The organism is Leucobacter viscericola (genome assembly GCF_011299575.1).
Lineage (GTDB): Bacteria > Actinomycetota > Actinomycetes > Actinomycetales > Microbacteriaceae > Leucobacter > Leucobacter viscericola.
In genome coordinates, this window is sequence record NZ_CP049863.1 from 1,153,220 (window position 1) to 1,177,613 (window position 24,394).

General features: G+C 63.0%; 19 protein-coding genes and 1 pseudogene. 5 read left to right on the forward strand and 15 right to left on the reverse strand.

Annotated elements, in window-relative coordinates:
• Nucleotides 1-13: 13 nt before the first annotated feature.
• From phnD to G7068_RS05375, 3 genes are all read right to left on the reverse strand, one after another.
• Nucleotides 14-934 carry a phosphate/phosphite/phosphonate ABC transporter substrate-binding protein gene (gene phnD, locus G7068_RS05365; protein ID WP_166289938.1) on the reverse strand — a complete coding sequence of 307 codons (921 nt, stop codon included), beginning with the start codon at nucleotides 932-934 and terminating at the stop codon, nucleotides 14-16.
• Between the two features lie 146 nt (nucleotides 935-1,080).
• On the reverse strand, nucleotides 1,081-2,502 hold the full coding sequence (locus tag G7068_RS05370; protein ID WP_166289941.1) for an MFS transporter: 1,422 nt from the start codon (nucleotides 2,500-2,502) through the stop codon (nucleotides 1,081-1,083).
• Nucleotides 2,503-2,565: 63 nt separating this feature from the next.
• Nucleotides 2,566-3,117 carry a GNAT family N-acetyltransferase gene (locus tag G7068_RS05375; protein ID WP_166289944.1) on the reverse strand — a complete coding sequence of 184 codons (552 nt, stop codon included), beginning with the start codon at nucleotides 3,115-3,117 and terminating at the stop codon, nucleotides 2,566-2,568.
• 90 nt (nucleotides 3,118-3,207) lie between these two features.
• Here G7068_RS05375 and G7068_RS05380 point away from each other — a divergent pair, with 90 nt between their 5' ends.
• The gene (locus G7068_RS05380) at nucleotides 3,208-4,260 is read left to right on the forward strand and encodes a S66 family peptidase (protein WP_166289947.1); all 1,053 of its coding nucleotides are present in this window, start codon (nucleotides 3,208-3,210) and stop codon (nucleotides 4,258-4,260) included.
• Nucleotides 4,261-4,354: 94 nt separating this feature from the next.
• On the opposite strand, the gene prfA is transcribed toward G7068_RS05380, so the two are convergent.
• The 12 genes and pseudogenes from prfA to G7068_RS05440 form a co-directional block, all read right to left on the reverse strand.
• Complete coding sequence (prfA, locus tag G7068_RS05385) at nucleotides 4,355-5,428, reverse strand: peptide chain release factor 1 (RefSeq protein WP_166289950.1); 1,074 nt, start codon at nucleotides 5,426-5,428, stop codon at nucleotides 4,355-4,357.
• Nucleotides 5,429-5,560: 132 nt separating this feature from the next.
• The gene (gene rho, locus G7068_RS05390; protein WP_166289953.1) at nucleotides 5,561-7,579 is read right to left on the reverse strand and encodes a transcription termination factor Rho; all 2,019 of its coding nucleotides are present in this window, start codon (nucleotides 7,577-7,579) and stop codon (nucleotides 5,561-5,563) included.
• A 220-nt stretch (nucleotides 7,580-7,799) separates the two neighbouring features.
• The gene (gene thrB / locus G7068_RS05395) at nucleotides 7,800-8,729 is read right to left on the reverse strand and encodes a homoserine kinase (RefSeq protein ID WP_166289956.1); all 930 of its coding nucleotides are present in this window, start codon (nucleotides 8,727-8,729) and stop codon (nucleotides 7,800-7,802) included.
• Nucleotides 8,726-10,036, reverse strand: a complete 1,311-nt coding sequence (locus G7068_RS05400) for a homoserine dehydrogenase (protein WP_166289960.1) — start codon at nucleotides 10,034-10,036, stop codon at nucleotides 8,726-8,728. The genes thrB and G7068_RS05400 overlap by 4 nt, the downstream gene beginning before the upstream one ends.
• A gap of 32 nt (nucleotides 10,037-10,068) precedes the next feature.
• Nucleotides 10,069-11,483, reverse strand: a pseudogene (lysA, locus tag G7068_RS05405) (diaminopimelate decarboxylase).
• A 202-nt stretch (nucleotides 11,484-11,685) separates the two neighbouring features.
• On the reverse strand, nucleotides 11,686-12,951 hold the full coding sequence (locus tag G7068_RS05410) for an NAD(P)/FAD-dependent oxidoreductase (protein ID WP_166289963.1): 1,266 nt from the start codon (nucleotides 12,949-12,951) through the stop codon (nucleotides 11,686-11,688).
• Complete coding sequence (locus G7068_RS05415; protein ID WP_244304700.1) at nucleotides 12,948-14,435, reverse strand: serine hydrolase domain-containing protein; 1,488 nt, start codon at nucleotides 14,433-14,435, stop codon at nucleotides 12,948-12,950. The genes G7068_RS05410 and G7068_RS05415 overlap by 4 nt, the downstream gene beginning before the upstream one ends.
• A complete protein-coding gene (locus tag G7068_RS05420) occupies nucleotides 14,432-15,154 on the reverse strand; it encodes a type 1 glutamine amidotransferase (protein WP_244304701.1) in 723 nt (240 codons plus the stop codon). Before G7068_RS05420 ends, G7068_RS05415 begins: the two co-directional genes overlap by 4 nt.
• A 2-nt stretch (nucleotides 15,155-15,156) precedes the next feature.
• The gene (locus tag G7068_RS05425) at nucleotides 15,157-16,251 is read right to left on the reverse strand and encodes a dipeptidase (protein WP_166289969.1); all 1,095 of its coding nucleotides are present in this window, start codon (nucleotides 16,249-16,251) and stop codon (nucleotides 15,157-15,159) included.
• The gene (gene menC / locus G7068_RS05430) at nucleotides 16,248-17,408 is read right to left on the reverse strand and encodes an o-succinylbenzoate synthase (protein WP_166289972.1); all 1,161 of its coding nucleotides are present in this window, start codon (nucleotides 17,406-17,408) and stop codon (nucleotides 16,248-16,250) included. Before menC ends, G7068_RS05425 begins: the two co-directional genes overlap by 4 nt.
• A complete protein-coding gene (locus G7068_RS05435) occupies nucleotides 17,409-18,107 on the reverse strand; it encodes a MurR/RpiR family transcriptional regulator (RefSeq protein WP_166289975.1) in 699 nt (232 codons plus the stop codon).
• Nucleotides 18,104-18,883 carry a GNAT family N-acetyltransferase gene (locus G7068_RS05440; protein WP_166289977.1) on the reverse strand — a complete coding sequence of 260 codons (780 nt, stop codon included), beginning with the start codon at nucleotides 18,881-18,883 and terminating at the stop codon, nucleotides 18,104-18,106. Before G7068_RS05440 ends, G7068_RS05435 begins: the two co-directional genes overlap by 4 nt.
• 135 nt (nucleotides 18,884-19,018) lie before the next feature.
• On the opposite strand from G7068_RS05440, the gene G7068_RS05445 reads away from it, so the two are divergent.
• The 4 genes from G7068_RS05445 to G7068_RS05460 all read left to right on the forward strand — a co-directional run bounded on the left by G7068_RS05445 (nucleotide 19,019) and on the right by G7068_RS05460 (nucleotide 24,393).
• Nucleotides 19,019-20,155: a M20 family metallopeptidase gene (locus G7068_RS05445; protein ID WP_244304702.1), complete on the forward strand. Its 1,137-nt coding sequence runs from the start codon at nucleotides 19,019-19,021 to the stop codon at nucleotides 20,153-20,155.
• Nucleotides 20,156-20,485: 330 nt separating this feature from the next.
• Entirely contained in the window at nucleotides 20,486-22,324 is a 1,839-nt protein-coding gene (locus G7068_RS05450) for an ABC transporter substrate-binding protein (RefSeq protein ID WP_166289980.1), read from the forward strand.
• A 66-nt stretch (nucleotides 22,325-22,390) separates the two neighbouring features.
• Nucleotides 22,391-23,434: an ABC transporter permease gene (locus G7068_RS05455; RefSeq protein WP_166289982.1), complete on the forward strand. Its 1,044-nt coding sequence runs from the start codon at nucleotides 22,391-22,393 to the stop codon at nucleotides 23,432-23,434.
• Nucleotides 23,431-24,393 carry an ABC transporter permease gene (locus G7068_RS05460; protein WP_166289985.1) on the forward strand — a complete coding sequence of 321 codons (963 nt, stop codon included), beginning with the start codon at nucleotides 23,431-23,433 and terminating at the stop codon, nucleotides 24,391-24,393. Before G7068_RS05455 ends, G7068_RS05460 begins: the two co-directional genes overlap by 4 nt.
• Nucleotide 24,394: the final 1 nt, after the last annotated feature.

Genomic DNA, 24,394 nt, shown 5'->3' on the forward strand with positions numbered 1-24,394 from the left:
TGGATCCCTCGACCTATCCGAGGTCCGAGATATCTACGCCGGCGATTGCGGCGATGTCAACGAACGGCTGGAACATCTCTTTCTTCGGCTCGAGCACAGGCTTTGTACCCTGCATGGCCTCCATCATCGCGCCGAGACGCTTGCTGTTTTTTGTGGTAAAGACATCGGGCAGGGACTTGAGCAGCAGTTCGCGCTTGTCGCTCGCGAGGTTTTGGTCGGCGAGCACCGCCACCGAAACGGGCATCGAGGCGCTCTCACCGATGGACCGAGTCTCTCCCTTTGCAAAGGGGAACATCGCGTTACCCTGCCCCGCCATCTTCGGGAAGATCGTCGAGGTGCAGGCAACGTCAGCCTGGCCCTCTTTGAGCGCGGTAAAGCTCATGTCGTGTCCGCCGGAGAACATCGCCTTGTAGTCTTTGTCTTTTTCCAGGCCCGCCTCGTGCAGCATCGCCACCGGCATGAAGTAGCCCGAGCTTGACGCGGGATCCGCGAACGCAACCACCGTTTCTGGGGTGATGTCCTTGAGCGTCTTCAGTTTTGAGTTATCGAGCACCAGACAGGTTGACACCGGTTCGTCATTGCCGGGCCAGGCAATGAGCGCGTCGACTTCACCGGTGTTGACGGCGAGAGCAGAGGGAAAGCCGCTCATGAAACCGATGTCAACGTGGTGGTTGCGGATGGCCTCAACAACCGCGGTGTAGTCGGGCACGTCAACGATTTCGACCTTGCGCCCGGTCTCCTCCTCGACGAGTGCAGCGAACGCCTGAATGGGGTTCTCCGCTGTTGGATCGTCGCCCAGCGGCGTCGCGGCAAAGGTGATGGGAGCGTTCGGATCGGAGGCTGACGGGTCTGCCTCGGCGGGAGTTGAACACGCGGTGAGTGCGAGGGCGCCAATGGCGAGGATTCCGAGGGCGCTCGTGAAACGGATACGCATAGGTGTGCCTTTCGGGGGAGGCGGGTTGTCCCGCTGCGGTGTCGAAATTTGCGACACTCACAGCACACCAGGTGAAGGTGTCCGGCAATTACGAGAACGGCATACTCGGAATAGAACGAATAATGAACAGTCGTTGAACTCGTGAGCTAGCGCAGCTTGCGGCCGTGCTCCTGCATCCAGCGTTTGGTTTTTCGCTGCTCCACAACAATCATCGTGAGGCCCAGCGCCCAGAGAGGGATCTGCACGGCGAACGCGACCTTAAACGCGCCGAGCGAGTAGTTCTCGGGTGATCCTGCCCCCTGCCAGTCGAGCACCAGACCGATGAACAGAATCACAAGCAGCGAGGCGGTGAAACCGGCCGTGTTGACGAGGCCGGTACCGAACCCGATAAAGCTGCGAGGTGTGTGGGATCGCGACACCTCGAACGCGATCATCGAGGCAGGCCCGCCCAGTGGCATCACCACGAGCAGCACAATCAAGACCCAGACGGGCGGGGCACCATCCCACAGGATGACGGTGATCCACACTGCTGCGATGGCGAGTGTGATGCCGACGTTGATCCACACTCTGCGCTCGATAAAGCGGGAGCTAATCGGGCCGAGGAGCAGCCCCGCGAACATCGATGACAGCACCGTCAGCGAGAGCAAACCACTCGCCGCGGCGGGGCTGAGCCCCACACCGCCCGTCAGGAACGGGGTGCCCCACAGCAGCAGAAACACGTTGGCGGCGAACGGTGAGGTGAAGTGAACCCAATACGACAGCCGCACTCCGGGCAGGCTCAGCAGCCGGCGGGTCTTCACCCAGAACCGCACGGGACCGTCCCAGATGCGCTTCGGTTTGGGGTTGGCGGCGTCAGCGGTCTGAATCGCCATCATTTCTGTGGCGGGAGGGCCGATGAGCGAGGTGCCCGTGGTCGGCGAGTTGGCCAGCGAGCGCGCCTCATTGGTGAGTCGCCCTCGGCGCCCTGTCATTCGTTCAAACGCGGTTCCTTCACCGGGCCGATCCCGCAGCACGACAGTGGCAAGCAGAGTGACCAACAGGCCAGTCGCCGCGATCCCACCAAAGCCTGTCACCCAGCCAAAGGTGCTGACCGCCCACGCGAGTGGGATCACCGAAATAAGCTGCCCCGCCTGCCCGATGAGACCCGTGAGCTGCCCGAGCGTTGCAAGCTGGCGCAGCGCAAACCACTCCGGCAACAACCGCATCACGCTGATAAACGTGCACGCATCCCCCGCTCCGACGAGCACGCGGGCGAGGATCGCAAGGCGCACATCGGCAACGGTCGCCATGACGACCTGGCCGACGATCATGAGCACACCACCCGACAGGATCAACACCGTCGAACCCCAGCGATCGAGCATCACGCCGACAGGGATCTGCAATCCCGCATACACAATCAGCTGGATGACGGGGAACGCCGCGAGTGTCGTGGCGTCGATGCCGAAGTGATCCTGAGCCGCCGGGCCAAGGGCCGCGAGCGAGGAACGGTTGATGATCGCAACCGCGTATGCGATCGCCGCAACACCCCAGACCACCCACGGGAGCAGGGGTCGGGTGGCGGTTCGCATTCTGGCTATCTTACTCCGGTCGGTGGCGGTGCGGGGCTAGCGTGACCTCTCGGTCGGAATGTTTCAATCGCGCGGTGGCATTGGCGGCCCCTGGGGAAAGTCGCTGCGGGTCAGGTCCATGAAGAGCGCGTCTTCGAGGTGCCCGCCGGGCCGCACCTGATAGTCGCGCAGAATGCCGATGCGCTGGAATCCGAGCCGCTCGTAACTGCGAATGGCCCCCGCGTTGTTGGCGTTTGGATCGAGGGTGACGCGCGTGATCCCGTCGGCAAACTCGCTGCGGATCGCGAGCGCGAGGGCTTCCTCGCCGATGCGGCGGCCGCGGAAGCGGGTTCCGATGAACAGGTGCATGACCGTCGTCGGGTACTCGGGATCATCTCCCCGAAGCACAAACATGGCGCCCGCGCACTCCCCCTCGACCTCGATGATGCGGGAGATTTCGGGCTCGTCGATGAACTCCGCTTGCACCCGCTCCGGGTTGTAGCCGACCCACCACAGCGACACCTCGGGCTCGGCGAGGATCGCGGTGAGCGGCGCGAGGTCGCTGCTTTGTGGTGCGCGAAGCGTGACGAGTGGGCCCACGAGCGGGGCCTTGGTCGTTGAGGATGCGTCTGACATGGATTCAGCGTAGCGGGTGGGTCAGACACCGACCAGACCAATTCTGCGAGAACTAGACACCCCATCCTCAGAAGCCAATATGGTGACACTATGGCCCCTCAACAGTTTGCCTCTCTCCCAAAGGCCTCCCCCGGAGATCGAGTCGCGATCCTTTCCCCCGCGTTTGCCGCCCCAGCAGTTTCAGAAGCCGTGCACGAGCAAGCAATGACGCGCCTTCGCGAGGCGACCGGACTGATCCCGGTCGAGTACCCCACGACCCGTCAACTGGGCGCGAGCGCCGAGGCTCGGGCCGCCGACTTCACCGCTGCCTTTGCGGACACCAGTATCAAGGCGGTACTCGCGACGATTGGCGGTGACGACCAGATCACGGTGATCCCACATCTCGACACTCGGGTACTCGCAGAGAACCCCAAACCTTTTCTTGGGTACAGCGACAACACAAACCTGCACAACTTGCTCTGGCAACTCGGGGTGCCCAGCTACTACGGCGGGTCCACGCAGGTGCATCTCGGTGCAGGGCCCAGGATCGATGAGGTGCATCTGCGTTCGTTGCGCGCGGCGCTGCTCGACGGCGGAAGCATTGACCTGACCGAACCGGGCGATTCCGAAGACTTTGGCATTGACTGGGCGGATCCCCGAGCGCTCCGAGAGAGCGGCACTCGCGAGGCAACTGAGCCGTGGGTGTGGGCTGGACCCCAACGCGTCGTGGAGGGTTCGACCTGGGGTGGCTGCATCGAGGTTATTGATCAGATCGCAATTGCGGGTCGCTTACCTTCCGCAGCCGATCTCGAGGGCACAATCCTGCTGCTCGAGACAAGCGAGGTGCTCCCCGATGCCGACCAGGTCATGCGTTGGGTTCGCGCGCTCGGCGAACGTGGCATTCTCGAGGTTGTCGCCGGAGTCATGGTGGCACGACCTCCGGTGGCAGGTCTAGACGCGGCTCGTGGCGCCAGACAGCAGCGGAATCAGCTGCGCGCAGCACAGCGCGACACCATCATCGATCAGGTGGCGAGGTACAACTCCGAGGCAGTGATCTGTGTTGGAGTGCCGTTTGGGCACACGAGGCCCCAGTGGATCGTGCCGCACGGTGGCAGGATCACCTTAGATGGGGTCACCAAAGCAGTGACCGCCGACTACAGCTAGGCACCCCAGCCGGTACAGACACGTCAGCCGGTCAGAATCGAGCGATTCTGACCGGCTGAGATGTGAGCACCGGCTGAGGTGCGGCGAAAACGCGCTACGAACCCAGGTCCGCCAGGCGCGCCTCTTCGTCGGCCTGAATGCAGGAGTCGATGACGGGGCCAAGGGCGCCGTCCATGACCGCGTCAAGGTTGTAGGCCTTGAATCCGGTGCGGTGATCCGCGATGCGGTTCTCCGGGAAGTTGTAGGTGCGAATGCGCTCAGAACGATCCATGGTGCGGATCTGGCTCGAGCGGTGTGCGCTTGCCTCTGCCGCAGCCTCTTCCTGCTTGCGGGCGAGCAGGCGGGCGCGGAGCACGCGCATGCCGGCTTCACGGTTCTGCAGCTGCGACTTTTCGTTCTGCATTGCGACAACGATGCCGGTCGGGACGTGGGTGATGCGCACGGCTGAGTCCGTCGTGTTCACGGACTGGCCACCAGGGCCGCTCGAGCGGTAGACATCGATCTTCAGATCGTTCTGGCTAATCTCGACCTCTTCGGGAGCGTCAACCTCGGGGTAGACCAGCACACCGGTCGTAGAGGTGTGAATGCGTCCCTGCGACTCAGTGACGGGCACACGCTGCACGCGGTGCACACCACCCTCGTACTTCAGGTGAGCCCACACGCCCTGCGACGGGTCGGTCGCGTTCGACTTGATCGCGATCTGCACGTTCTTGTAACCACCAAGATCGCTCTCATCTTTCTCGAGCATCTCGGTTTTCCAGCCCTTGGACTCCGCGTAGTACATGTACATACGCAGCAGGTCAGCGCCGAACAGCGCCGACTCGGCGCCGCCCTCGCCACCCTTGATCTCGAGGATCACGTCGCGGGCGTCGTCGGGGTCGCGCGGAATGAGGAGGCGGCGGACCTTCTCTTGGGCCTCAGCAAGCGACGTCTCCAGCTCAGGAATCTCTTCGGCAAACGCCTCGTCTTCCTTCGCGAGCTCGCGCGCTGCCTCAAGGTCCTCACCAAGCTGCTGCCAGCTCTCGTGCGCAGCCTTGATCTTGCTCAGCTCGGCGTAGCGGCGGTTGACCTTCTTCGCGCGCGCTGCGTCAGCGTGCAGCGCGGGATCGGCAAGTTCTTCCTGCAGCTGAGCGTGTTCAGCGAGCAGCGTTTCGACCTGTTCAAACATTGGTGGCCTCTCATCATTCTGCAGCGGCGGGCGCAGAACCAATTATGTTTCTATTCTCTACCGTTAATCCTGCGACTTCATGCAGGATGGCCCTGGGCAGCTCGCGTGAGCTGCCCAGGGCCAGGGAAAGAACTAAGAGAGTCGCCCGGAGCGCTGAATATCGGCGAGCAGCGCAGCGTTTGAAGACGCCGCACGAACGCGCTCAAGCACCTTGGCGGAGGCACCGTTCTCAGCGAGAGCGATCCTCACCGTGCCGAGGGCCTTTGCCTCGTCCTCGCCGAGCATCGCGCTCGCGTGCTGGGTGTGTGACGCAGCGATGTCAACCATCGGGGTCTGGCCGATGGCAGTCTCAACGAAACGAACCTCGCTGTTGACCACCTGGCGAACCTCACGCAACAGCACCTTGTCGGAGTCGACCTTCGTCTTGGTGAGCGCGGTCGCGAGGATGGTGAGTGACCCACCGTTCTCAACGTTGCGAGCAGCGGAGAGCAGGCGCTTGATCTGTGCGAGTGCGTACTCATCGGCGGACTCGCTGGTTCCGCGTCCGCCACCGGGCTGGGTCTGCGCGTAGGCGCGGGCCAGACGGTTGAGCGAGTCGAGCAGAATAACAACGTCGTGCCCAAGCTCCACGAGTCGACGCGCGCGATCTACAGCGAGCTCGGCGATCGTGGTGTGGTCTTCAGCCGAGCGGTCGAACGTTGCCGCGATAACCTCGCCGCGGATCGTGCGCTGCAGCTGCGTGACCTCTTCGGGCAGAGCGTTGGAGAGCACCATCATCAGGTGAGCATCCGGCTTGTTTTCGGTGACCGCTGCTGCGATCTCGTCGAAGACGCGGGTTGCCGGGATCTGCGCCGGCAGAATGAGCACTCCGCGCTGGCCGAGGCCGATCGGCGCAACGAGATCAACGCTGCGGCCGATCATCTGGTGCGGAGCCAGCTCCATGCGCAGGCGCTCCTGCGGGAAGATCGGCGTCATGTCGGCAATGTCGACGCGCTTCTCGTCCTCGTCAACGGCACGACCGTTGATCGAGTCGACCTTAACGATCGCGTTGTACTTCTGGCGGCTGCTGCCCTCGCCCTCGCGGGGCTGGCGGATCGAGCCGACCACTGCATCACCGCGGCGCAGGCTGTACTTCTTCACCTGACCAAGCGAGACGTAGACGTCGCTCGTGCCGGGCAGGTAGCCGCTCGTGCGCACAAACGCGTAGTTATCGAGCACGTCAAGAATGCCCGCGATGGGCAGCAGCACGTCGTCTTCTGCGATCTCGGGCTCGAAGTCGTCGCCCTGGCCACGGCGCTTGCGGTCACGCTGACGGGTGCGGCTGGAGCGCGTCGCGCTTTCGTCCGCAGCCTTATCGCTGTTGCGACCCGCGTTGCCGTTGCGGTTACCGTTCTGGCCCTGGTTGCGATTCTTGCTGTCGTCGGAATCACCCGAAGCCTGCTCGGAGTCTGCGGCGGGGGCCTCAGCCTCGGCCTTCTGCCCGCGTCCACGACGGTTGCGTGTGCGACCACCATCGGAGCCGGACTCGGACTCGTTCGCGGCGTTCTTCGAAGCGGCGGCTTCGCCCTCGGTGTCAGAGGAAGCGGCCTGCTCCTTGTCTGAAGCGTCTTCGTTCTTCGCGGCCTCTTCTGCGGCAGCGGCCTCAGCCGCGGGAGCCTCAGCCTGAACACGGCGGCCACGGGTGCGGCGCGCGGGTGCGGCGGGAGCCTCCGCGGTCTCGGCGGCGGGCGCAGCCTCAGCAGCAGGCGCCTCAGTCGCAGCAGCCTCAGCGGCGGGAGCCGCATCCTCAGCAGGAGCCTCAACGGCTTTCTTGCGAGTGCGAGTCACGCGCTTCTTCGGAGCCTCCTCAGCGGGCGCAGCCTCAGCAGCAGGTGCCTCGGTCGCAGCAGCCTCGGCGGCGGGAGCCGCGTCCTCAGCAGGAGCCTCAACAGCCTTCTTGCGAGTGCGAGTCACACGCTTCTTCGGAGCCTCCTCAGCGGGCGCAGCCTCAGCAGCGGGAGCTGCCTGAGCCTCAGCGGCCGCATCGGCAGCGGGGGTTCCCGCGGATGCCGTTGCGCGACGCGACGTGCGACGACGCACGGGCGCGGCCTCCGTTGCCTCTGCAGGCTCAGCCGCGGGAGTGGAGTTTGTGTCTTCGGTAGTTTGTTCCATGGTTTTCTTCCTCTCGGAACGCCGCCAGAAGAAAGCACTCACTTGGCTTCTCCTCCAGACGGGGGTGCACAGATGTGCGTCGGGATCACCGAGCTAATAGTCGGTGAGGAAAACGATTCACCACCCTGAGTGTCAAACAAACACCACATACATGGAGTTCTTCACTCTCGCTGACGCCGCCCCAAGAAGGGTTGGCACACAACTCATCGTGAGTGCGCAGCTACGCGGGAATCGTCTCCACTGTAGCACCCTTGGAGTCAACCGCAAGGAGCAAAACCCGCCAATCGTCTCCACGTGCGGCCACCAGGTCGGCGGCGGCAAGTCGCTCAGCGGGCCCGTTCGCCAGCACCAGCACTGACGGACCGGCACCAGACACAACCGCCGGATACCCTGCCGCGCGCAACTCAGAAATAAGGTCACGCGTCTGCGGCATGGCCTCGCCGCGGTAGTTCTGATGCAGGCGATCCTCGGTTGCTTCAAGCAGCAATTCGGGGCTCTGCGTGAGTGCGGCGATCAGCAGCGCGGATCGCGACACGTTAAACACCGCGTCCTCGTGAGGCACCTGCTTTGGCTGCAGGCTGCGCGCGAGGGCTGTCGACATGGTGAAGCTGGGAACGAGCACAAGTGGGAAGACCCCGCGATGCACCATGAGTCGCTTGAACTTCGGACCGGTTTCGTTTGTCCAGGCAATAGTCAGCCCGCCGAAGAGTGCCGGGGCGACGTTGTCTGGGTGCCCCTCAAGCTCCGTCGCGAACGCCAACAGCTCTTCCTCGCTCAGCACGAGCGGCTGATCCGGGTCGCTCTCGAGCAAACCCTTCGCGATCATCACACCGGAGACGATGGCGGAACCCGAGGATCCCATGCCGCGGCCGTGCGGAATGCGATTGTGGGCCGAGATGTTGAGCCCGGGCATGTCGCGCCCCAGGCTTTCGAAGACGTGAGCCACGGCACGCACCACAAGGTTCGTCTCGTCGGTGGGCACCTCGCCCTCCCCTACCCCCGTTACGGTGACGGTTGCACCGGGAGTGTCGCGGGTCACCGCGGTCAGCTCGTCGCCGTACGCGAGCGCGATACCGAGTGTGTCGAAACCGGGCCCGAGGTTCGCGCTCGTCGCGGGAACGTAGGTCTTTACCGTGCGGGGGGCGCTCATGCCTGGCCCTCGAGACGCAGCATGCTGGTCACACCTACAACAAAGCTGCTTGCGCGCAGCGCTTCAACGGTGGCAGCGAGGTCAGCCTCGCGTGCGACGTGCGTGCCGATCACCAGGGTTGCCTGGCCAGCGGCGTCTTCGGCGACGGACTGGGTCACGCTCGCCGCGGAGACGCCGTGCTCGGCCAAGATGCCGGCGATTGCCGCGAGCACACCCGGCTGATCCTGAACATCAAGCATGATCTGGTAGGCGGTACTCACCTCGCCAACCGGAAGGATCGGCAGTTCGGCGTGCAGCGATCCGGGCAGCCCTGGGCCACCAATCACGTGGCGTCGCGCGGCTGAAACCAGATCGCCCATCACGGCCGATGCGGTCTCGGCGCCACCGGCGCCGGCACCGTAGAACATCAGCTCTCCAGCGGCCTCGGCCTCAACGAACACCGCGTTTTTGCCGCCGTGCACGGCAGCGAGCGGGTGATCGCGGTTGATCAGCGCCGGGTAGACCCGAGCGGAGACTCCGTCGGTGCCGTCAGCGGAGGTGATGCGCTCGGCGATCGCGAGCAGCTTGATCACGTAGCCCGCCTGCTTTGCGGTCTCGATCTGCGCCAGGGTGATGTCGGCGATGCCCTCGCGGTACACGGCCTCAACAGGAACCTCGGTGTGGAACGCGATGCTCGCGAGGATCGTCGCCTTCTGCGCAGCGTCGTAGCCCTCGACGTCGAGGGTGGGATCCGCCTCGAGGTAACCGAGCTCAGCAGCCACCCGCATCGCGTCTTCGGCGCTGTCACCGAAGCGATCCATGCGGTCGAGAATGTAGTTGGTGGAGCCGTTGACGATGCCGAGCAGCCGGGTGATGTGGTCACCAGCGAGGCTCTCGCGCAGTGGGCGCAGGATCGGGATCGCTGCGGCGACCGCGGCCTCGTAGGAGAGCTGGGCACCGACCTGCTCTGCGGCGTCCGCGAGTTCGCGGCCGTGCGCGGCAAGCAGCGCCTTGTTCGCCGTGACCACATCGGCACCGCCCTGCAGCGCCTCAAGGATCAGCGTCTTGGCGGGCTCAATGCCGCCCATCAGCTCGATCACGATGTCGGCGCTCTGCACGAGCCTCTCAGCGTCGGTTGTGAAGAGCTCCCGCGGCAGGTCCACGTCACGCGGAGAATCGATATTGCGCACCGCGATTCCGGCGAGCGTCAGCCGAGCCCCGGCACGAGCGGCAAGCTCATCACCGTGCTCTAGGATCAGCCTGGCTACCTGGGCTCCGACCGAGCCACAGCCCAGCAGTGCCACGCGAAGATCGCGGTATCCGTTCAATTCGTTTCTCCGTTCTTCACCAGCATCTGAACTCAGACGCTCCGTGCAAGTAAATCGTCTTCGGTCTCGCCGCGCACGATCACGCGGGCTTCGCCGTCACGCAGTGCAACAACCGGGGGCGAGGCACGTAGTTGTAGTTGCTCGCGAGTGACCAGCAGTAGGCGCCGGTCGCGGCAACCGCGAGGACGTCTCCGGGCTGCACATCACCGGGAAGCACATCACGCTGCACCACAACATCGCCGGACTCGCAGTGCTTTCCGACAACCCGCACGAGCGCGGGAGCGGCGTCGCTGACCCGGTTCGCGATGCGCACCTGGTAGTCGGCACCGTAGAGAGCGGGGCGGGCGTTGTCGCTCATGCCGCCGTCGACACTCACGTACAGTCGTTGCTCGTAACCCGCGTCGGCGGGATCTTGTTCGGCGTCGCTGCCGGCAAGCTGCACCGGCTTTGTCGTGCCGACCGTGTAGAGCGTGACGCCAGCCTGGCCGATGACGGCGCGGCCCGGCTCAAACGCGAGCTTCGGCAGAGCAATACCGAGATCCTGCGCGCTCTGCGCCACGATGTCAGCGAGCTCGCGCGCGATCACGGCTACCTCGGGGGCGTTGTCTGCTTCGTCGCTGGTGTAGGCGATGCCAAAGCCGCCACCCAGGTTGAGTTCGGGGATCGGGCGGCCCGCAATCTCGGCGAGTTCGCCGTAGACGCTGAGCAGGCGACGGGCGGATTCTCTGAACCCCTCCGTCGCGAAAATCTGGGAGCCGATGTGGCAGTGCAGGCCAACAAAGTCGAGGCTGCTGTGGTTCAGGATCGCACTCACCAGACGCGGGGCTTCGGCGAGCGGCTGACCAAACTTCTGGTCCTCGTGAGAGGTCGCGAGGAACGCGTGGGTTGACGCGTGCACACCGCTGTTCACACGCAGGCGGACTCGCTGCACACGGCCAGCCGCGGCAGCTGCCTCTGCAACGCGCTCGGTCTCGATCTCGCTGTCGATCACAATCGTGCCGACGCCGGCGTTGACAGCGCGCACGATCTCGTCGACCGACTTGTTGTTGCCGTGGAAGCCGATCCTCGCGGGATCAACCCCCGCTTTGAGCGCAACTGCGAGTTCGCCGCCGCTCGCAACGTCGATGGCGAGGCCTTCCTCAGCCATCCAGCGGGCAACCTCAACGCACAAGAATGCCTTGCTGGCGTAGTAGACAGTGGCCTCGGTGCCGACACGACGGGCCTCGGACTGCAACGCCTCACGAATTTCGCGAGCACGAGCGCGGGCGGCGTCTTCGTCGACCACATAGAGCGGCGAGCCAAACTGCTGGGTCAGCTCGGTTGCGCGGATGCCACCGAGCTTCAGCTGCTGGCACTCACGGCCACGACGCGCGGTCGGCGGGAATACGCGCGGGTCAATGGCGTTGGGGTCAGTCACAAGCTGGACCGGATTCGCTTCAAGAGTCATGAGTCTGAGTTTCCTTGGGTGGGTTCCCATAGTCTCGGCAAGGCAACGCGCCTGACGCACTGTTTGTGCGGCGCAGAAATTGGCGAGCGGACCCGGATTGGCCCCTGAAGCCGTGCGGCAGCGGGGTTCACCCGCGGTCGAACGAAATAATTCTAGTGGATGCCGCGCCCGGAGCTGGGAATATGAATCGGTGTGGGTATGGCTAGCGGTTAATGGCGAACGGACGCAGGTCGAGTGGCTTGCCCGCGACAACCGGTTCTCGGCCTGCGACGAGGTCAGCGAGCACCTCTCCCGTGACAGGTCCGAGCGAGAGGCCGTGCATGTTGTGTCCGGCGGCCACCAGCACCTCGTGGCGGTTGGGGATCGCGCCAAGCAGCGGCATCCCGTCGGCGGTCATTGGGCGAGCACCGACCCACTCCTCCGTGCGGTTCTGCCAATCGGCACCGGAGATAACACCCGAGGCCGCCCGGGTGAGCACCTCAAGTTTTTGGCGGTTCAGGTGTTCGGGGTGGCTGCCGAACTCCATCATGCCGACGATGCGCAGGCGACCGTGCATCGGAATCGCAACGCAGTGGCGATCCATTGAGTGCACGAGCGTGTTTGGCATCTGCTCAACCGGAACCGTGAAGCTGTAGCCCTTGCCCGAAACCACCGGGGCCGAGCGCACGCGTGATTTGCGCAGGATCGGGGTCGTCCAGGCGCCCGCAGCGAGCACAAGCTTGTCTCCGCGGATGGTTGTTTTGCTGCCGTCAAAGGCCCGGCACACAACACTGGCACCATCACCGAGTCGCTCGGCAGTGAGCCCCTCACGAATCTCAGCGCCGTTGGTTTTGAGGTGCGCGATGAGGCTCTCAACAAACGTGATCGGATCGAGCGAGAACTCGCCCGGCAGCATGAATCCGGCAGCAACGCCTGATGCGAGCGCGGGTTCTTGATCCGCGAGTTGTGTGCCGCGAAGAATCGCGCCGGGCGCCTCGCCCCAGCCTTTTTCTGCGCGACGACGGTAGGAGGCGTGCGCCGCCTGCAGCTCTGCCTCGACCGAGCTGGTCATGAGGTAGCCGTCACCACCGCCAGAAACGTCGATCCCGTCCGCGGCCATGCGCTGCAGTGAAGGGAGAATTTCGCCCGAGAACTGGGCGAGCGCGGCGGCACCCCTCGCCGATCGGGTGGCGCCGGAGGCACGAAGGAACCCCAGACCGAAGAGCGCTAGGCGCGGCAGTTGCAGGGGCTCAATAGAGAGATACGAGGTGCGAGTAAACACCCCACGGATGATGTCTTTTGCGGTGTGGGGTGAGGCGAGCGGCCCCACCTGCTGCGGTGTGAGTTCACCGGCGTTGCCCTTCGCGGCGCCACTGCCGAGCCTGTCCCTATCAATGATGGTGACGCGGTGCCCGTCCCTCAGCAGGGCATACGCAGTGCTCAGACCGATGAGCCCTCCGCCAACCACAACTACGTGTTGAGTCTTCATATCGTTGCATTCTCCTTCGGGAGTGGTTGGCTTTGGGCAGCGACGGTGAGCGTTTGCACGAGTGGGTTACTCAGGCCAACGAGTCGGATGAAGCACTCAAGATTGCCGCGCTCACACGCGATGACCCAGCGCAGTTCAGCGGGCATCGCCGAGCTTCGCGCTCTCGCGCTGAGTTCGTTCTGCGCCGGCAAGACCGCACCGAGCTGTTCGAGAGCCTCGCTCAGCTGCCGCTCGCGCACCTCAGGGGGCAGGTCTCGCATCACGTTCTCGGCGAAGACTTCGCCGACCTCGGAGAACGACGACCCCGCCTGCAGTGCGCGGTCAATGCGTGCGGCGGCCTCGAGTGTGGCCGCCCAGGGTTGCACGGTGTCGGCGGGTGCGTCCGCGCTCGTGAGCGTCTCAGTGAGCGCACGAGTGGCGAGGCCCCAGGCTTCGAAACGATCCGAGTTGCCAAACGCCACCACTCCGAGACCAGTTGCGAGATGCCACCGCATGTGCGAGGAAAAACCCGGTAGACCGCCGGAGTGCTGCACGATTCGCCCAAAGCGCCGGTCGTGCTCAATAACGAGCCCCATGCCGTAACCGACTGCCTCGAGCTGGCGATCCGGCCGATCCTCGCCGTCAGGAATGACCGTTGCGATGCGCTGCATCTCGCGGCGGCTGCGCGCAGAAAGCACCTCGGTGTGCTGCGGCCGATCGGTGAACGCTGACGCCACAAAAGCCGCCCACCGAGCAACGTCGTCGACAGTGCTGAAGAGCCCACCGATGCAGGCAAGGGCCCCCGATCCGACAAACGGCTCCTCTATATAGGTCTCGCCGTCATCGAAGTTGCGAAATCCCGCGGCAACCGATGTGCCGTCCACGTAAGCCTCGACGTCATATCTCGTGTTGGAAAGCCCCAGCGGCTCGAGAAACCGCGACTCTACAAACTGTTCAAGCGTCTGGCCACTCACCGTTTCGATCGCCCGCGCGACAAAAGACATTCCAAGGTTGGAATACTGATACTTCTCCCCTGGCTCCGCCGTCAGCAGCAGTCCTTCGGCGGCGAGCGCAGCGATGTCTTCCCGACGCGCGCCGAGCATACGGTCGCCCCAGGCATTGTCTTCGGCAAGCCCCGAGCAGTTGGTGATGAGCTGCCTAAGCGAAACCGATTCCTCGTTTCCGTTCAGCACACATCGGATTCCCGGGACGTAATCGGTCACGGCGCGATCGAGATCCAACGCCCCCTCATCACGAAGCGCGAGCAGCGCCGCGGCGAGAAAACTCTTCGACATCGAGGCGATTCGAAAAACCGTGTCGCGCGAGGTTGGCACACCGTCGTTTCGTGGTGATCCCGAAGCCTTCCAGGCGATGACGCCGCTCTCGTCGAACACGGCGGCGAGCGCAGCTGGAGAAGAACGCAGATTGTGCGCTTCGAAGGCCGCAAGAAGAGCAGACTCGGCCAGCTGAGGGGCAATCGTTCGATCGAGCTGGGTCGCCGTCACGCTTGGCTCCGAGCCCACTCGTGTACCTCGCGAGCAAACGCGTCGATCATCTCGCGGCTGGCAGCGGTGTTGGCGGCGTCGTTTGCCTGTGCGAGCGCGGCGAGCTGGGCGGGATCGTAGCCCTCCTCGCTCAGTGCTGCGTCGTCCCAGTTCGCGAGATCCGCCGCGGCAGCCTCCGGGTGGTACTGCACCCCTCGCACGTGCTCGCCAATAACAAACGCCTGGTTCTCGATGGCGTCGCTCGAGGCCAGCAGGGTCGCGGTCTCGGGCAGACGCGTGATCATGTCTTGGTGATTCTCGATCATCGGCGCGCCACTGCCAAGCGAGCGGAGCAGCGGATCACTCGCGCCCGCAGCGTTTGTGTAGATCATGGTGCTGCCGCGCTCCTTTGGCCCGAAGTTGGCGCGCACTTCTCCCCCGGCTACGTCGGCGATCACCTGCGCGCCCAGGCAAATGCCGAGGGTTGGCAGATCCCGAGCGATAGCCTCGTCAACCAGTTTTCGCTCGGTGTGCAACCACGGCGCCTGTTCGTAGTCGTCGGGCATGAGGCCACCACCAAGAAGCACGAGGCCGTGCACACCGCTGAGGGTTTCAGAGAGCCCGTCTTTGCCCACCTCCGTGACAATCTCGATGCCGGCTTCCGTCAACCAGGTAGCGAGGCGCCGCGGCCCCGATCCCGGAGAGTTCACTACAACGAGCACTCGGGGTGCAGTTACCACGGTCATCCTTCTTTCAAAGTTGTTGTGTCGATCGCGGGCGCAATCACGAGAGGTTCAGGATCACCCGCGTTACCGGCAATGAAGTCTCGATAGTCGCCGTCAGAAGCTTCGAGGACCCGCAACACGTTGTCGCGGCCCAGCCCGAGAAGTTCGCTCTCGTTCCAGCCACGGCGTTCAAGCTCCGCAAAGAGTCGCGGGTACCCCGAAACGTCTTCGAGACCAACCGGCATCGCGTCGGTTCCGTCGTAATCGGCGCCGAGACCCACGGCGTGCACGCCAGCGACCTCACGCACGTGGTCAATGTGGTCGGCGAGATCAGAGATGCCGACGGGCGGTGCGGCGCCCTCTTGGCCCGCCTCCACCCACAGTCGGCGTTCTTCAGAGAGGAACGAGGGAACAAAGGCAACCATCACGACTCCGTCGCGCTCACCAATGCTGGTCAACACGTCATCGGGAACGTTTCGATTGTGTTTGCACAGCGCCCAGGCCGCAGAGTGACTCACCATGACGGGGCGCTCGCTGACCTCAAGCGCGTCGCGCATGGTTGCGGGAGCAACGTGAGCAAGATCGACGAGCATGCCGATGCGGTTCATCTCGCGAACCACACCTCGCCCGAAATCCGTGAGGCCCTCGTGCTGAGCGGTATCGGTCGCGGAGTCCGCCCAGTCGATTGTGCGGGACCACGTGAGTGTGAGGTACCTCGCACCGAGACGAGCGTACTGGCGAAGCGTGGCGAGCGATCCACCAAGCTGCGCACCGCCTTCGACACCGATCAAAGACGCGATCCGTCGGCTTGACATCGCCTCCCGCGCCTCGGCAGCCGTGTTCACCAGCCGCAGCTGGTCGGGGTAGGCATTGACGAAGCGCTGCACGAAGTCGATCTGTTCGAGCGTCGCAACAACCTGCTCGGCGCCCTCAAGCACCGGATCCACCCACACCGACCAGAACTGGCCCGCGACGTTGCCTGCGCGGAGGCGCGGCAGGTCGGTATGGAGTGTTGGTACCGCACCGTCAAGACCTGCGACCGCGTAATCGCGCGTCTCTCGGCAGGCCCAGGCGAGGTCGTTGTGGCCATCGATAACGGGATAGCGGGTCATGAGGCCACTCCGATCAGCAGTGCCGCGTTCTTTGTTTCGGCTGCATCCGCCGAGTCGAACACCCAGCCAGCGTTTTCGAGCATCCACTCGCTGTCAACGGTGAGGCCGATCCCTGGATTCGTTGGCACGGGCACAACCCCCTCGCTCGCTCGGATGGGAGGCTCCACGATGTCGCGAGCAAAATACTTGTCGGAACCAGACACGTCAGATGGAAACAGAAAGTTAGGCAGGGAGGAGATGGCGAGGTTGGCCGAGCGCCCGATCCCAAATTCGTGCATGCCTCCGCACCACACGGGTATCCCGGCGTTAGCGGTGACGTCGTGCGCCCGTCGCGCCTGGGTGAGCCCAGCCATACGCGACACTTTGATGTTCACAACGCGCCCCGCATCGAGCCGAAGCATCGTTTCAATATCTTCGATGGTCACAATCGACTCATCAAGGCAGATTGGTGTCTCCACCCGCTGCTGCAGTTCCGCATGCGCAAGAAAGTCACGCATCGCAAAGGGCTGTTCAAACATGGTGAGACCAAACGCATCAAGCGCTTGGAAGGTCTGGAATGATTGCTCCGTGCTCGGGTACGCCGCGTTTGCGTCAACGTGGAGATCAACATCGGGAAAAGCAGAACGCACGGCGGTGATGACATCGACGTCCCACCCGGGCGCGATCTTGAGCTTCACCCGACCGTATCCCGCGTCCAACTGCGCCTGAACCTGGGCGAGCAGTTCATCGATCGTTTTTTCGATCCCGAGCGACACCCCGGCAACAACCTCGCTGCGTGTGCCCCCGAGCGCCTTCGACAGCGAAACACCGTCGCGCTTCGCAACGAGATCCCAGGCGGCCCCCGAAAAGCCCGCCTTCGCAAACTCGTGCCCGCGCACCTTCGACCAGGCGGCCTCGAGCTGCTCGGGGTGATCCCACTCGACTCCAAGAACGAGGGGCACAAGGTAGCGCTCAGCGACAAACCAGGTAGTCTCGGTCGTTTCGGAACAGAAGAATGGATCGTTGGGAGAGGCGATCTCACCCCACCCGATCGTTCCGTCGGCGTCACTGAACTCAACAAGAATGTGTTCGATGCCCGATTTCCGGTGGGAACTGGTCTCGAAGCTGTGCAGCAGCGGAATTCGGAGCTTCAGCAGCCGGACTCGTTCAATTCGCATTTATTTACCCTCCTGGTCGTCTTCGGGCAGGTACAGCGCGAGATCAGCTGCGTAGCGGTCACGATCAGCGAGTCGGCGGCGCGCACCCTTTGCGCTTGCCGTCGTGAGTGTGCTGAGCAGGTGGCAGACAGCTGCGACTGCGGTTGGCGAGTCGGCGTAGGATGCCGACTCGGTGTGCACGCGGATCAGTGCGCTCGCGAGACCTGCAAGCGGAGCGTCGTCGCTATCGGTGATCACCACAAGCTGCCCGCCTGCCTCGTGAAAGAGGCGGCCGAGACGCACGGTTTCTTTGCGATAGCGCCTCATTGAAAAGACCACGAGCACATCACTCGCGCGCACATCGGTCAGCACGGTGAGGGGGGTGAGGCCTCTATTGTCAATCACAAACACGTTCGACAGCGTCGCCGACAGGTCAGCGTTGAGGAGCTGCGCGTACGCCGCACCCTTTCCCTCTCCGCCGATGTAGCGGCGTCGAGCCCCCAGTATGAGCGCGGCGGCTCGCGGCACTTCTCCGGTCGCCGCCAGTTCTTCAAGCGTGAGTTTGAGCGATCGCAGCTCGCTTTCGATGACCCGCGACTGAATATTCTCAGCCGAGAGATTCGCGCGAAACTGCTCCCCGAACCGATCCCCCGGGGAGCTGAGCGATCGGCCTACCTTGCCCGGGGCGGCTGCACCTGCGCCGGGTGTTTTTTCAGTCATACGGTTTCCTCCCGTGTTCCTGGCACAGCGAGGTACGCTGCGGTATCGTCGTTGAGTCGAGCGCATCGGATCAGCACTCGACCCGATAAAAATGCCTGCTGAAGCGCCTTTGCCAGCCGTTCACTCACGCGGGCAGCCTCAGCCTCATTCTGCACGGGAACAGCGGGAAAGGCGATCCACTGAGCCTCGCCGTCCTCGCGAACAAATCCCCAATCAGCTGCTCCGAGGGAGGGCGCAACGTGTGCTCCCGGTGCCTGCGCGGGCACACGCAGTGTCTGGCGCCCGGCGAGCGTCCACTCAACAAGAATGCGGTCAGAACCCGGCCGCGAGTAATAGCTCGGCAGAAAATCGATGCCCACTGCACCGAGCGAGTCAAAATTAAAGTGAGCATTTCGGGCCAGCGTCGGGTCGAACGTCCAGCGCATTGTCTGATGGCCCCACCGCTCAGCAACTCGAGCCTGCTGAAGTTTGAGCAGGCGCCCCACACCCTTTCCCTGGAAACGGGGATCTACGGTCGCGGCCTGCGAATAATGAAAGTCGTTCTGATGCGCGTCTCGCCCGGCAAAGCCGTATGCGAAGCCGATCATCTCGTCCCGCGGGGTGAAGACACCCACGGCTGACCCGCCGTTTTGGGCAATCGCGCTCAAGAGATTTGGATTCAGGGCGAACTCGGGAGCGCGGTACTGGAATACTCTGACGTACAGCTCCGCAGCAGCTCGAAACTCCTCGTGACCGCGCAGTTCGCGACTCACAAGAGCACCCGCAGAGTCACCCACAGCCGATGCTTCAGATGCGAAATTGGCTACTGCTGGTAACAACATACGTTTCCTATACATCCAGATTCTTCAGTGAATATGTCGATGCTATAAGGGAGTTGCACCACAAGCAAGCCTAAGATACGTTTCATAACCATGAGCACAATGCAGGCAATGGTGGCCGCAGTTACTTCCGAGTTCGAGTTTCTCCGAACCCTCGTAGAGATCGAGTCGCCCTCTTACGACCGGGAGCGCAGCGCTCAGGTCACGGCCCCCATCGCCGAACGCCTCCGTCGCATCGGAGGCTCAGTGCGACTCCTGGAAACCGAGGCGGGCACCAACCTGGTCGCCGATTTTCCGGGCGAGGGCCGCCCCCTTCTGCTCGTTGGGCACACCGACACGGTCTGGCCGGTGGGAACCCTGGATTCCCAGATCCCGTGGCACGTGGGTGAGGGCACCATCACGGGCCCCGGGATCTACGACATGAAGAGCGGGATCGCCGTCATGTGTGCGGCACTCGAACACGTCGGCGGCAGGCCCAAACACCCCGTCAGAATCATTCTCACCTGCGATGAGGAGGTGGGCTCCCCCACCTCGCAGCACTTTATTCGAGAGCACGTCGCCGACGCACGGGCGGCAATCGGCTTTGAGTCGCCCCACCCCGACGGGGCACTCAAGGTGGGAAGACGCGGGAGCACACGACTGATGCTGCGAGTGTTCGGGCGATCCGCACACGCCGCGCTCAACCCGGAGCTCGGGGCTTCGGCCATCGATGAACTAGTTGACCAGCTACTCGCGATCCGCGCGCTCACCGCAGACCCCACGCTCGATACTCCAGTGCTCTGCAACGTCGGCACGATACAGGGGGGCCGCCTCGCAAACGTCGTTCCGGAGGAGGCGCGCGCTGAGATCGGGCTCAGGTTTGTCGACGCCGCCACGGAAGCCCAGGTGCTGACAGCCATCAGAACCCTCCCGACCATTCGAGCACACACACGCATCGAGGTCGAAACCCTGAGTAGTCGACCGGCGTGGAGCGCTTCTCTAGAAGATCAAGCGCTCCTTGGCGCCATCCACACGGCTGGCGAGAGGATCGGGCAGACAGTCGAAGGGCGCCCGGCCGCGGGCGCTGGCGACACAAATCTCATTGGCAGTCTCGGAGTCCCCACCGTTGACGGCTTTGGCCCGCTCGGCGGCGGCGCCCACGCACTCAACGAGCACATTGTCACGGAGTCTTTGCCCCAGCGAATCAAACTGCTCACGGAGGTGCTGCGCTCCCCTCTGACCGAATACTGACGGTCGGTGTTTTTATACGAAACATAAAAGCAAACACATGAAGCATCATACGTAACGCATCATGCACATTATTTCGCGCAACATACAGGCCAACTCGAAATCAATCGCACATGTTTCTTTGTGGCCATTTTGTTAGACAACCCAGCTTTTTAAACAATTTCTCGCACCTGCTCTTCACAAGATAAGACCAATACCCATACCCGCAACAACTTCATCAAACCAACAAGATACGACTCAAATAACTTGACCATTTCGAATTTTTAGGGTTGCATGGTGTCCACCGGCCCCACATCAATGTCGAATGCGGTCGAAACCGAAGGGATGCAACGAATGCACACTCCTCTAAAGAAAAAACGGCTCCGCTTGCTCGCCGCTGGTGCAGCAATCGCATGCGGGGCCCTGGCAGTCGCACCAGCAACGGCCTTCGCCTCGCCCGTGGTTCAGGCTGAAACAACATCAGACGCGGACGCCTCAACGTTCCGTATCGCGACCTCCGGGTTTGTCGACTCCTTCAACCCGTTCATTTCGATCTACCTCCTCCCCACAAACACGATCCGCTACATGTACGAGTCGCTCGTGCAGAACAGCGCGGAAGACGGCTCCCCCACCGAGGGCCTCGCCGAAAAATGGTCCACCGAAGACGGCGGCAAGAAGTGGGTCTACACCCTCCACAAAGACATGAAGTGGTCGGACGGCAAGCCCATCACCTCGGCCGACGTCAAGTACACCTACGAGCAGATGATGAACGTGCCCGAGCTCGGCACCGCAAACGGCAACCTCGTCACAAACTTCGCCTCCGTTGAGGCCCCCGACGACTTGACCGTCGTTATCAACATGAAGGAGCCCCAGGCCCCCAACCCGGGTTCCGAGATCCCGATCGTGCCAAAGCACGTCTGGGAGAAGATCGATAAGCCCGCAGAGTTTATGAACGATTCCGATGTAGTTGGCTCAGGATCATTCCTGCTTGAGAGCTACAAGGCAAACGAGTCGATCACACTGAAGGCCAACCCCAACTTCTGGCGCGGCGCCCCCAAGGTCGACAAGCTGCAGTACGTCTATTACACGAGCTCTGACGCGAAGGTGCAGGCGCTCAAGGCGGGCGACGTCGACTTCGTCTCCGATCTCGAACCGACTCAGTTCAAGGCACTCGAGGGTGTCGACGGCATCACAACACACTCGGGTCTTGGCCGCCGCTACGCTTCCCTCACCATCAACCCCGGCTACAAGACTCGTGATGGCAAGGAGTACGGCACCGGCAATCCGGCACTGCGCGACGTCGAAGTTCGCCAGGCCATCCGCCTCGGCACCGACACCAAAACGCTGCTCGACAAGGTGTTGGATGGGCAGGGCGTCAGCGCAACCAGCTTCATTCCGTCATCGTTCCCAAAGTGGCACCTTTCCGACGATGATCCGGCAATCGTGAAGTTCGATCCCGCAGCCGCCAAGGCAAAGCTCGACAAGGCCGGCTGGGTTGTCGGTTCCGACGGCATCCGGGAAAAGGACGGCAAGAAGCTCGAGATTAACTTCCTCGTCACCGCGACCGAACCGGTCGAGCAGGCCACCGCAGAGTTCCTCGTGCCGTGGATGAAAGACATTGGCATCAAGCTGAACGTCGAGTCCACCGACAGCGACACCTCAAGCACGCGATCGATGAAGGCCGACTTCGACATGATGTTTACCGGCTGGTCCGTGAACCCCGATCCCGATTACCAGCTCGGCATCAACACCTGCATGAACCTGCCGACCAACGAAGACGGCACCGGCGGCACCACGCAGGACGGCTACTGCAATCCCGAGTTCGACAAGCTCTACAAGGAGCAGCGTTCCGAGCTCGACGAGGGCAAGCGCCAGAAGATTGTGCACGACATGCTCGCGATGAACTACACCGACACGGTGCAGATTGCGACCTGGTACAAGAACGGGCTTGAGGCCTACCGCTCCGACCGTTTCGATGGGTTCACGACGCAGCCAAAGGACGGCGGCATCATCGCAAACCAGGCTGGCTACTGGGGCTTCTTGACGGTTGCTCCGGTTGAGGGCAGCTCCTCGACCTCCGGTCAGGGCGCCACCACCGGGCTTCTGATCGCCGGCGGAGTCGTTCTCGTCGTCGTCATCGGCGGTGTCATCTTCTACCTCGTCCGTCGCAAGAACAGCGCAGACGTCGAGTAATTCAGCGGTGGGGTCGCGGCAGACAAGCTGCGGCCCCTCCGCCACCACTCTTTCAGGAGCCCTCACATGTCAAACTCAGTGCCGCCCTCCACAACGGCCATAGCCACCAGCGCTCACGCAGAAGAGCACACCCGCGACACATCTGCGATCCGCTACCTGTTTTCGAAGCTGGGCGGAGCAGCAATCAGCCTGGGAATGGTTATCGTCCTCGGGTTCTTCGCGTTCAAAATCTTGCCGGGTGATCCCGTCGCGTCGATCGCAAAACAGCGTTCGATGTCACCGGAACAGATGGACATGCTGCGCGAGCAGTTTGGTCTGAACAAACCGCTCTGGCAGCAGTTCATCGACTACCTCGTCAACGTGTTCACTCTCAACTTTGGTGAGAGCTACGTCTACAAGACCTCGGTCTCGAGCCTCATTGCTCAATACTTCTGGCCAACGATTCTGCTCACCGGCACCGCCGCGATCCTCGCGATTGTACTTGGTCTCTGGCTTGGCCAGAAGGCCGCGTGGAAGCACGGCTCGCGCTTCGACAAGTTCGTCTCGTCAAGCTCACTCGTGCTGTGGTCGGTTCCGACGTTCTGGCTCGGTCTGATCCTGCTCATGGTGTTTGGTGGCACCCTGCACTGGTTCCCAACCGGCGGCATGCGATCCCCAAACCCGCCAACCGACTTTTTGGGTGCGAGCATCGACATCGCATCGCACATGGTGCTGCCGGTCATCACGATGGTCGCGGTGGTTTACGCGCAGTACCTGATGGTGATGCGCAGCTCGCTCGTGGAAGAGATGAGCGCCGACTACCTCACGACCGCACGCGCAAAGGGCCTGCGTGACGTGCAGGTTCGTCGCCGCCACGCGGTGCCCAACGCCATGCTGCCAACGGTGACCCTCATCTTCATGCATTTAGGTGGCCTCATTGCCGGGGCGGTGACCGTTGAGACCGTCTTCTCGTGGCCCGGCCTTGGCAAGCTCACGTTTGAGGCCATAACCGGCCCCGACCTGCCACTGCTGCAGGGCACCTTTGTTGTGTTCTCAACCATCATCATCGCCATGAATTTCATTGCTGATCTCATTTACCGTCAGCTTGACCCGAGAGTGAGGCGAGCATGACCATCATCGCCACTAAACCAGAACCCTCCGCCCCCGAGGGGTCACCTCAGCAGCGCTCCTCGCGACAGCGCTCCCCACGGCAGATCACCTGGGCCAGGCGCCGAGATGCGCTCCTCAACTTCTGGCGGCAATTTCGGCACCACCGCGCCGGCATGATTGGCCTCGGCTTCCTTGTGCTCGTGGCGCTCATCGCCATTCTCGCACCAGTCATCGCACCCGTGCAGATGCTCGATGTCACGAAGCTTGTTGACCAGGAGCGCTTCGCTCCCCCGTCGTGGGAGCACCTGCTCGGCACCGACCACCAGGGGCGCGAGCTCTGGGTGCGCATGGTGTGGGGCGCTCGCGTCTCGCTGCTGGTTGGCCTCGCAGCTACCGCGATGTCAATGCTCATCGGCACACTCGTGGGCATCGCCGCCGGTCACTTCACCGGCTTCACTGGGAGCGTGCTGATGCGCGGCATCGACTTCTTCCTCGTGCTGCCCGCACTGATCCTCGCGATTGTGCTTTCTTCCGTGCTGAGCCGGGGTGTGCTCACCATCATCATCGCGATTGGCCTCACCTCGTGGGCGGGCACCGCGCGTGTGGTGCGCTCGCAGACCCTTACGGTCGAGTCCCGAGATTACATCGAGCGATCCCGGGCACTGGGCGCGGGCCACTGGCACATCATCGTGAAGCACCTCCTGCCCGGTGTGCTGCCGCTGGTTCTGGCAAACACGACGCTGACCGTGGGTTCCGCAATCATCGCAGAGTCAACGCTGTCATTCCTGGGACTCGGCGATCCCACCGTGCAGTCGTGGGGCTCGATCCTGAAAAACTCGATGGATGTCTCAGCTGCAACAAGCGGCTACTGGTGGTACGTGCTGACCCCCGGTATCGCCATTGTGCTGGTTGTGCTCGCGTTTACCCTCATGGGGCGCGCGGTCGAGAACATCGTCAACCCAACGCTGAGGAGCCGCTAAG

Excerpts from the sequence above, each read along its gene's own strand:
- phnD (WP_166289938.1), bottom strand. The coding sequence starts at position 934 with ATGCGTATCCGTTTCACGAGCGCCCTCGGAATCCTCGCCATTGGCGCC.
- G7068_RS05370 (WP_166289941.1), bottom strand. The coding sequence starts at position 2,502 with ATGCGAACCGCCACCCGACCCCTGCTCCCGTGGGTGGTCTGGGGTGTT.
- G7068_RS05450 (WP_166289980.1), top strand. The coding sequence starts at position 20,486 with ATGCACACTCCTCTAAAGAAAAAACGGCTCCGCTTGCTCGCCGCTGGT.
- G7068_RS05425 (WP_166289969.1), bottom strand. The coding sequence starts at position 16,251 with ATGACCCGCTATCCCGTTATCGATGGCCACAACGACCTCGCCTGGGCC.
- thrB (WP_166289956.1), bottom strand. The coding sequence starts at position 8,729 with ATGAGCGCCCCCCGCACGGTAAAGACCTACGTTCCCGCGACGAGCGCG.
- G7068_RS05445 (WP_244304702.1), top strand. The coding sequence starts at position 19,019 with ATGAGCACAATGCAGGCAATGGTGGCCGCAGTTACTTCCGAGTTCGAG.
- G7068_RS05375 (WP_166289944.1), bottom strand. The coding sequence starts at position 3,117 with ATGTCAGACGCATCCTCAACGACCAAGGCCCCGCTCGTGGGCCCACTC.
- G7068_RS05410 (WP_166289963.1), bottom strand. The coding sequence starts at position 12,951 with ATGAAGACTCAACACGTAGTTGTGGTTGGCGGAGGGCTCATCGGTCTG.
- G7068_RS05455 (WP_166289982.1), top strand. The coding sequence starts at position 22,391 with ATGTCAAACTCAGTGCCGCCCTCCACAACGGCCATAGCCACCAGCGCT.
- G7068_RS05460 (WP_166289985.1), top strand. The coding sequence starts at position 23,431 with ATGACCATCATCGCCACTAAACCAGAACCCTCCGCCCCCGAGGGGTCA.
- G7068_RS05380 (WP_166289947.1), top strand. The coding sequence starts at position 3,208 with ATGGCCCCTCAACAGTTTGCCTCTCTCCCAAAGGCCTCCCCCGGAGAT.
- prfA (WP_166289950.1), bottom strand. The coding sequence starts at position 5,428 with ATGTTTGAACAGGTCGAAACGCTGCTCGCTGAACACGCTCAGCTGCAG.
- rho (WP_166289953.1), bottom strand. The coding sequence starts at position 7,579 with ATGGAACAAACTACCGAAGACACAAACTCCACTCCCGCGGCTGAGCCT.
- G7068_RS05435 (WP_166289975.1), bottom strand. The coding sequence starts at position 18,107 with ATGACTGAAAAAACACCCGGCGCAGGTGCAGCCGCCCCGGGCAAGGTA.
- menC (WP_166289972.1), bottom strand. The coding sequence starts at position 17,408 with ATGCGAATTGAACGAGTCCGGCTGCTGAAGCTCCGAATTCCGCTGCTG.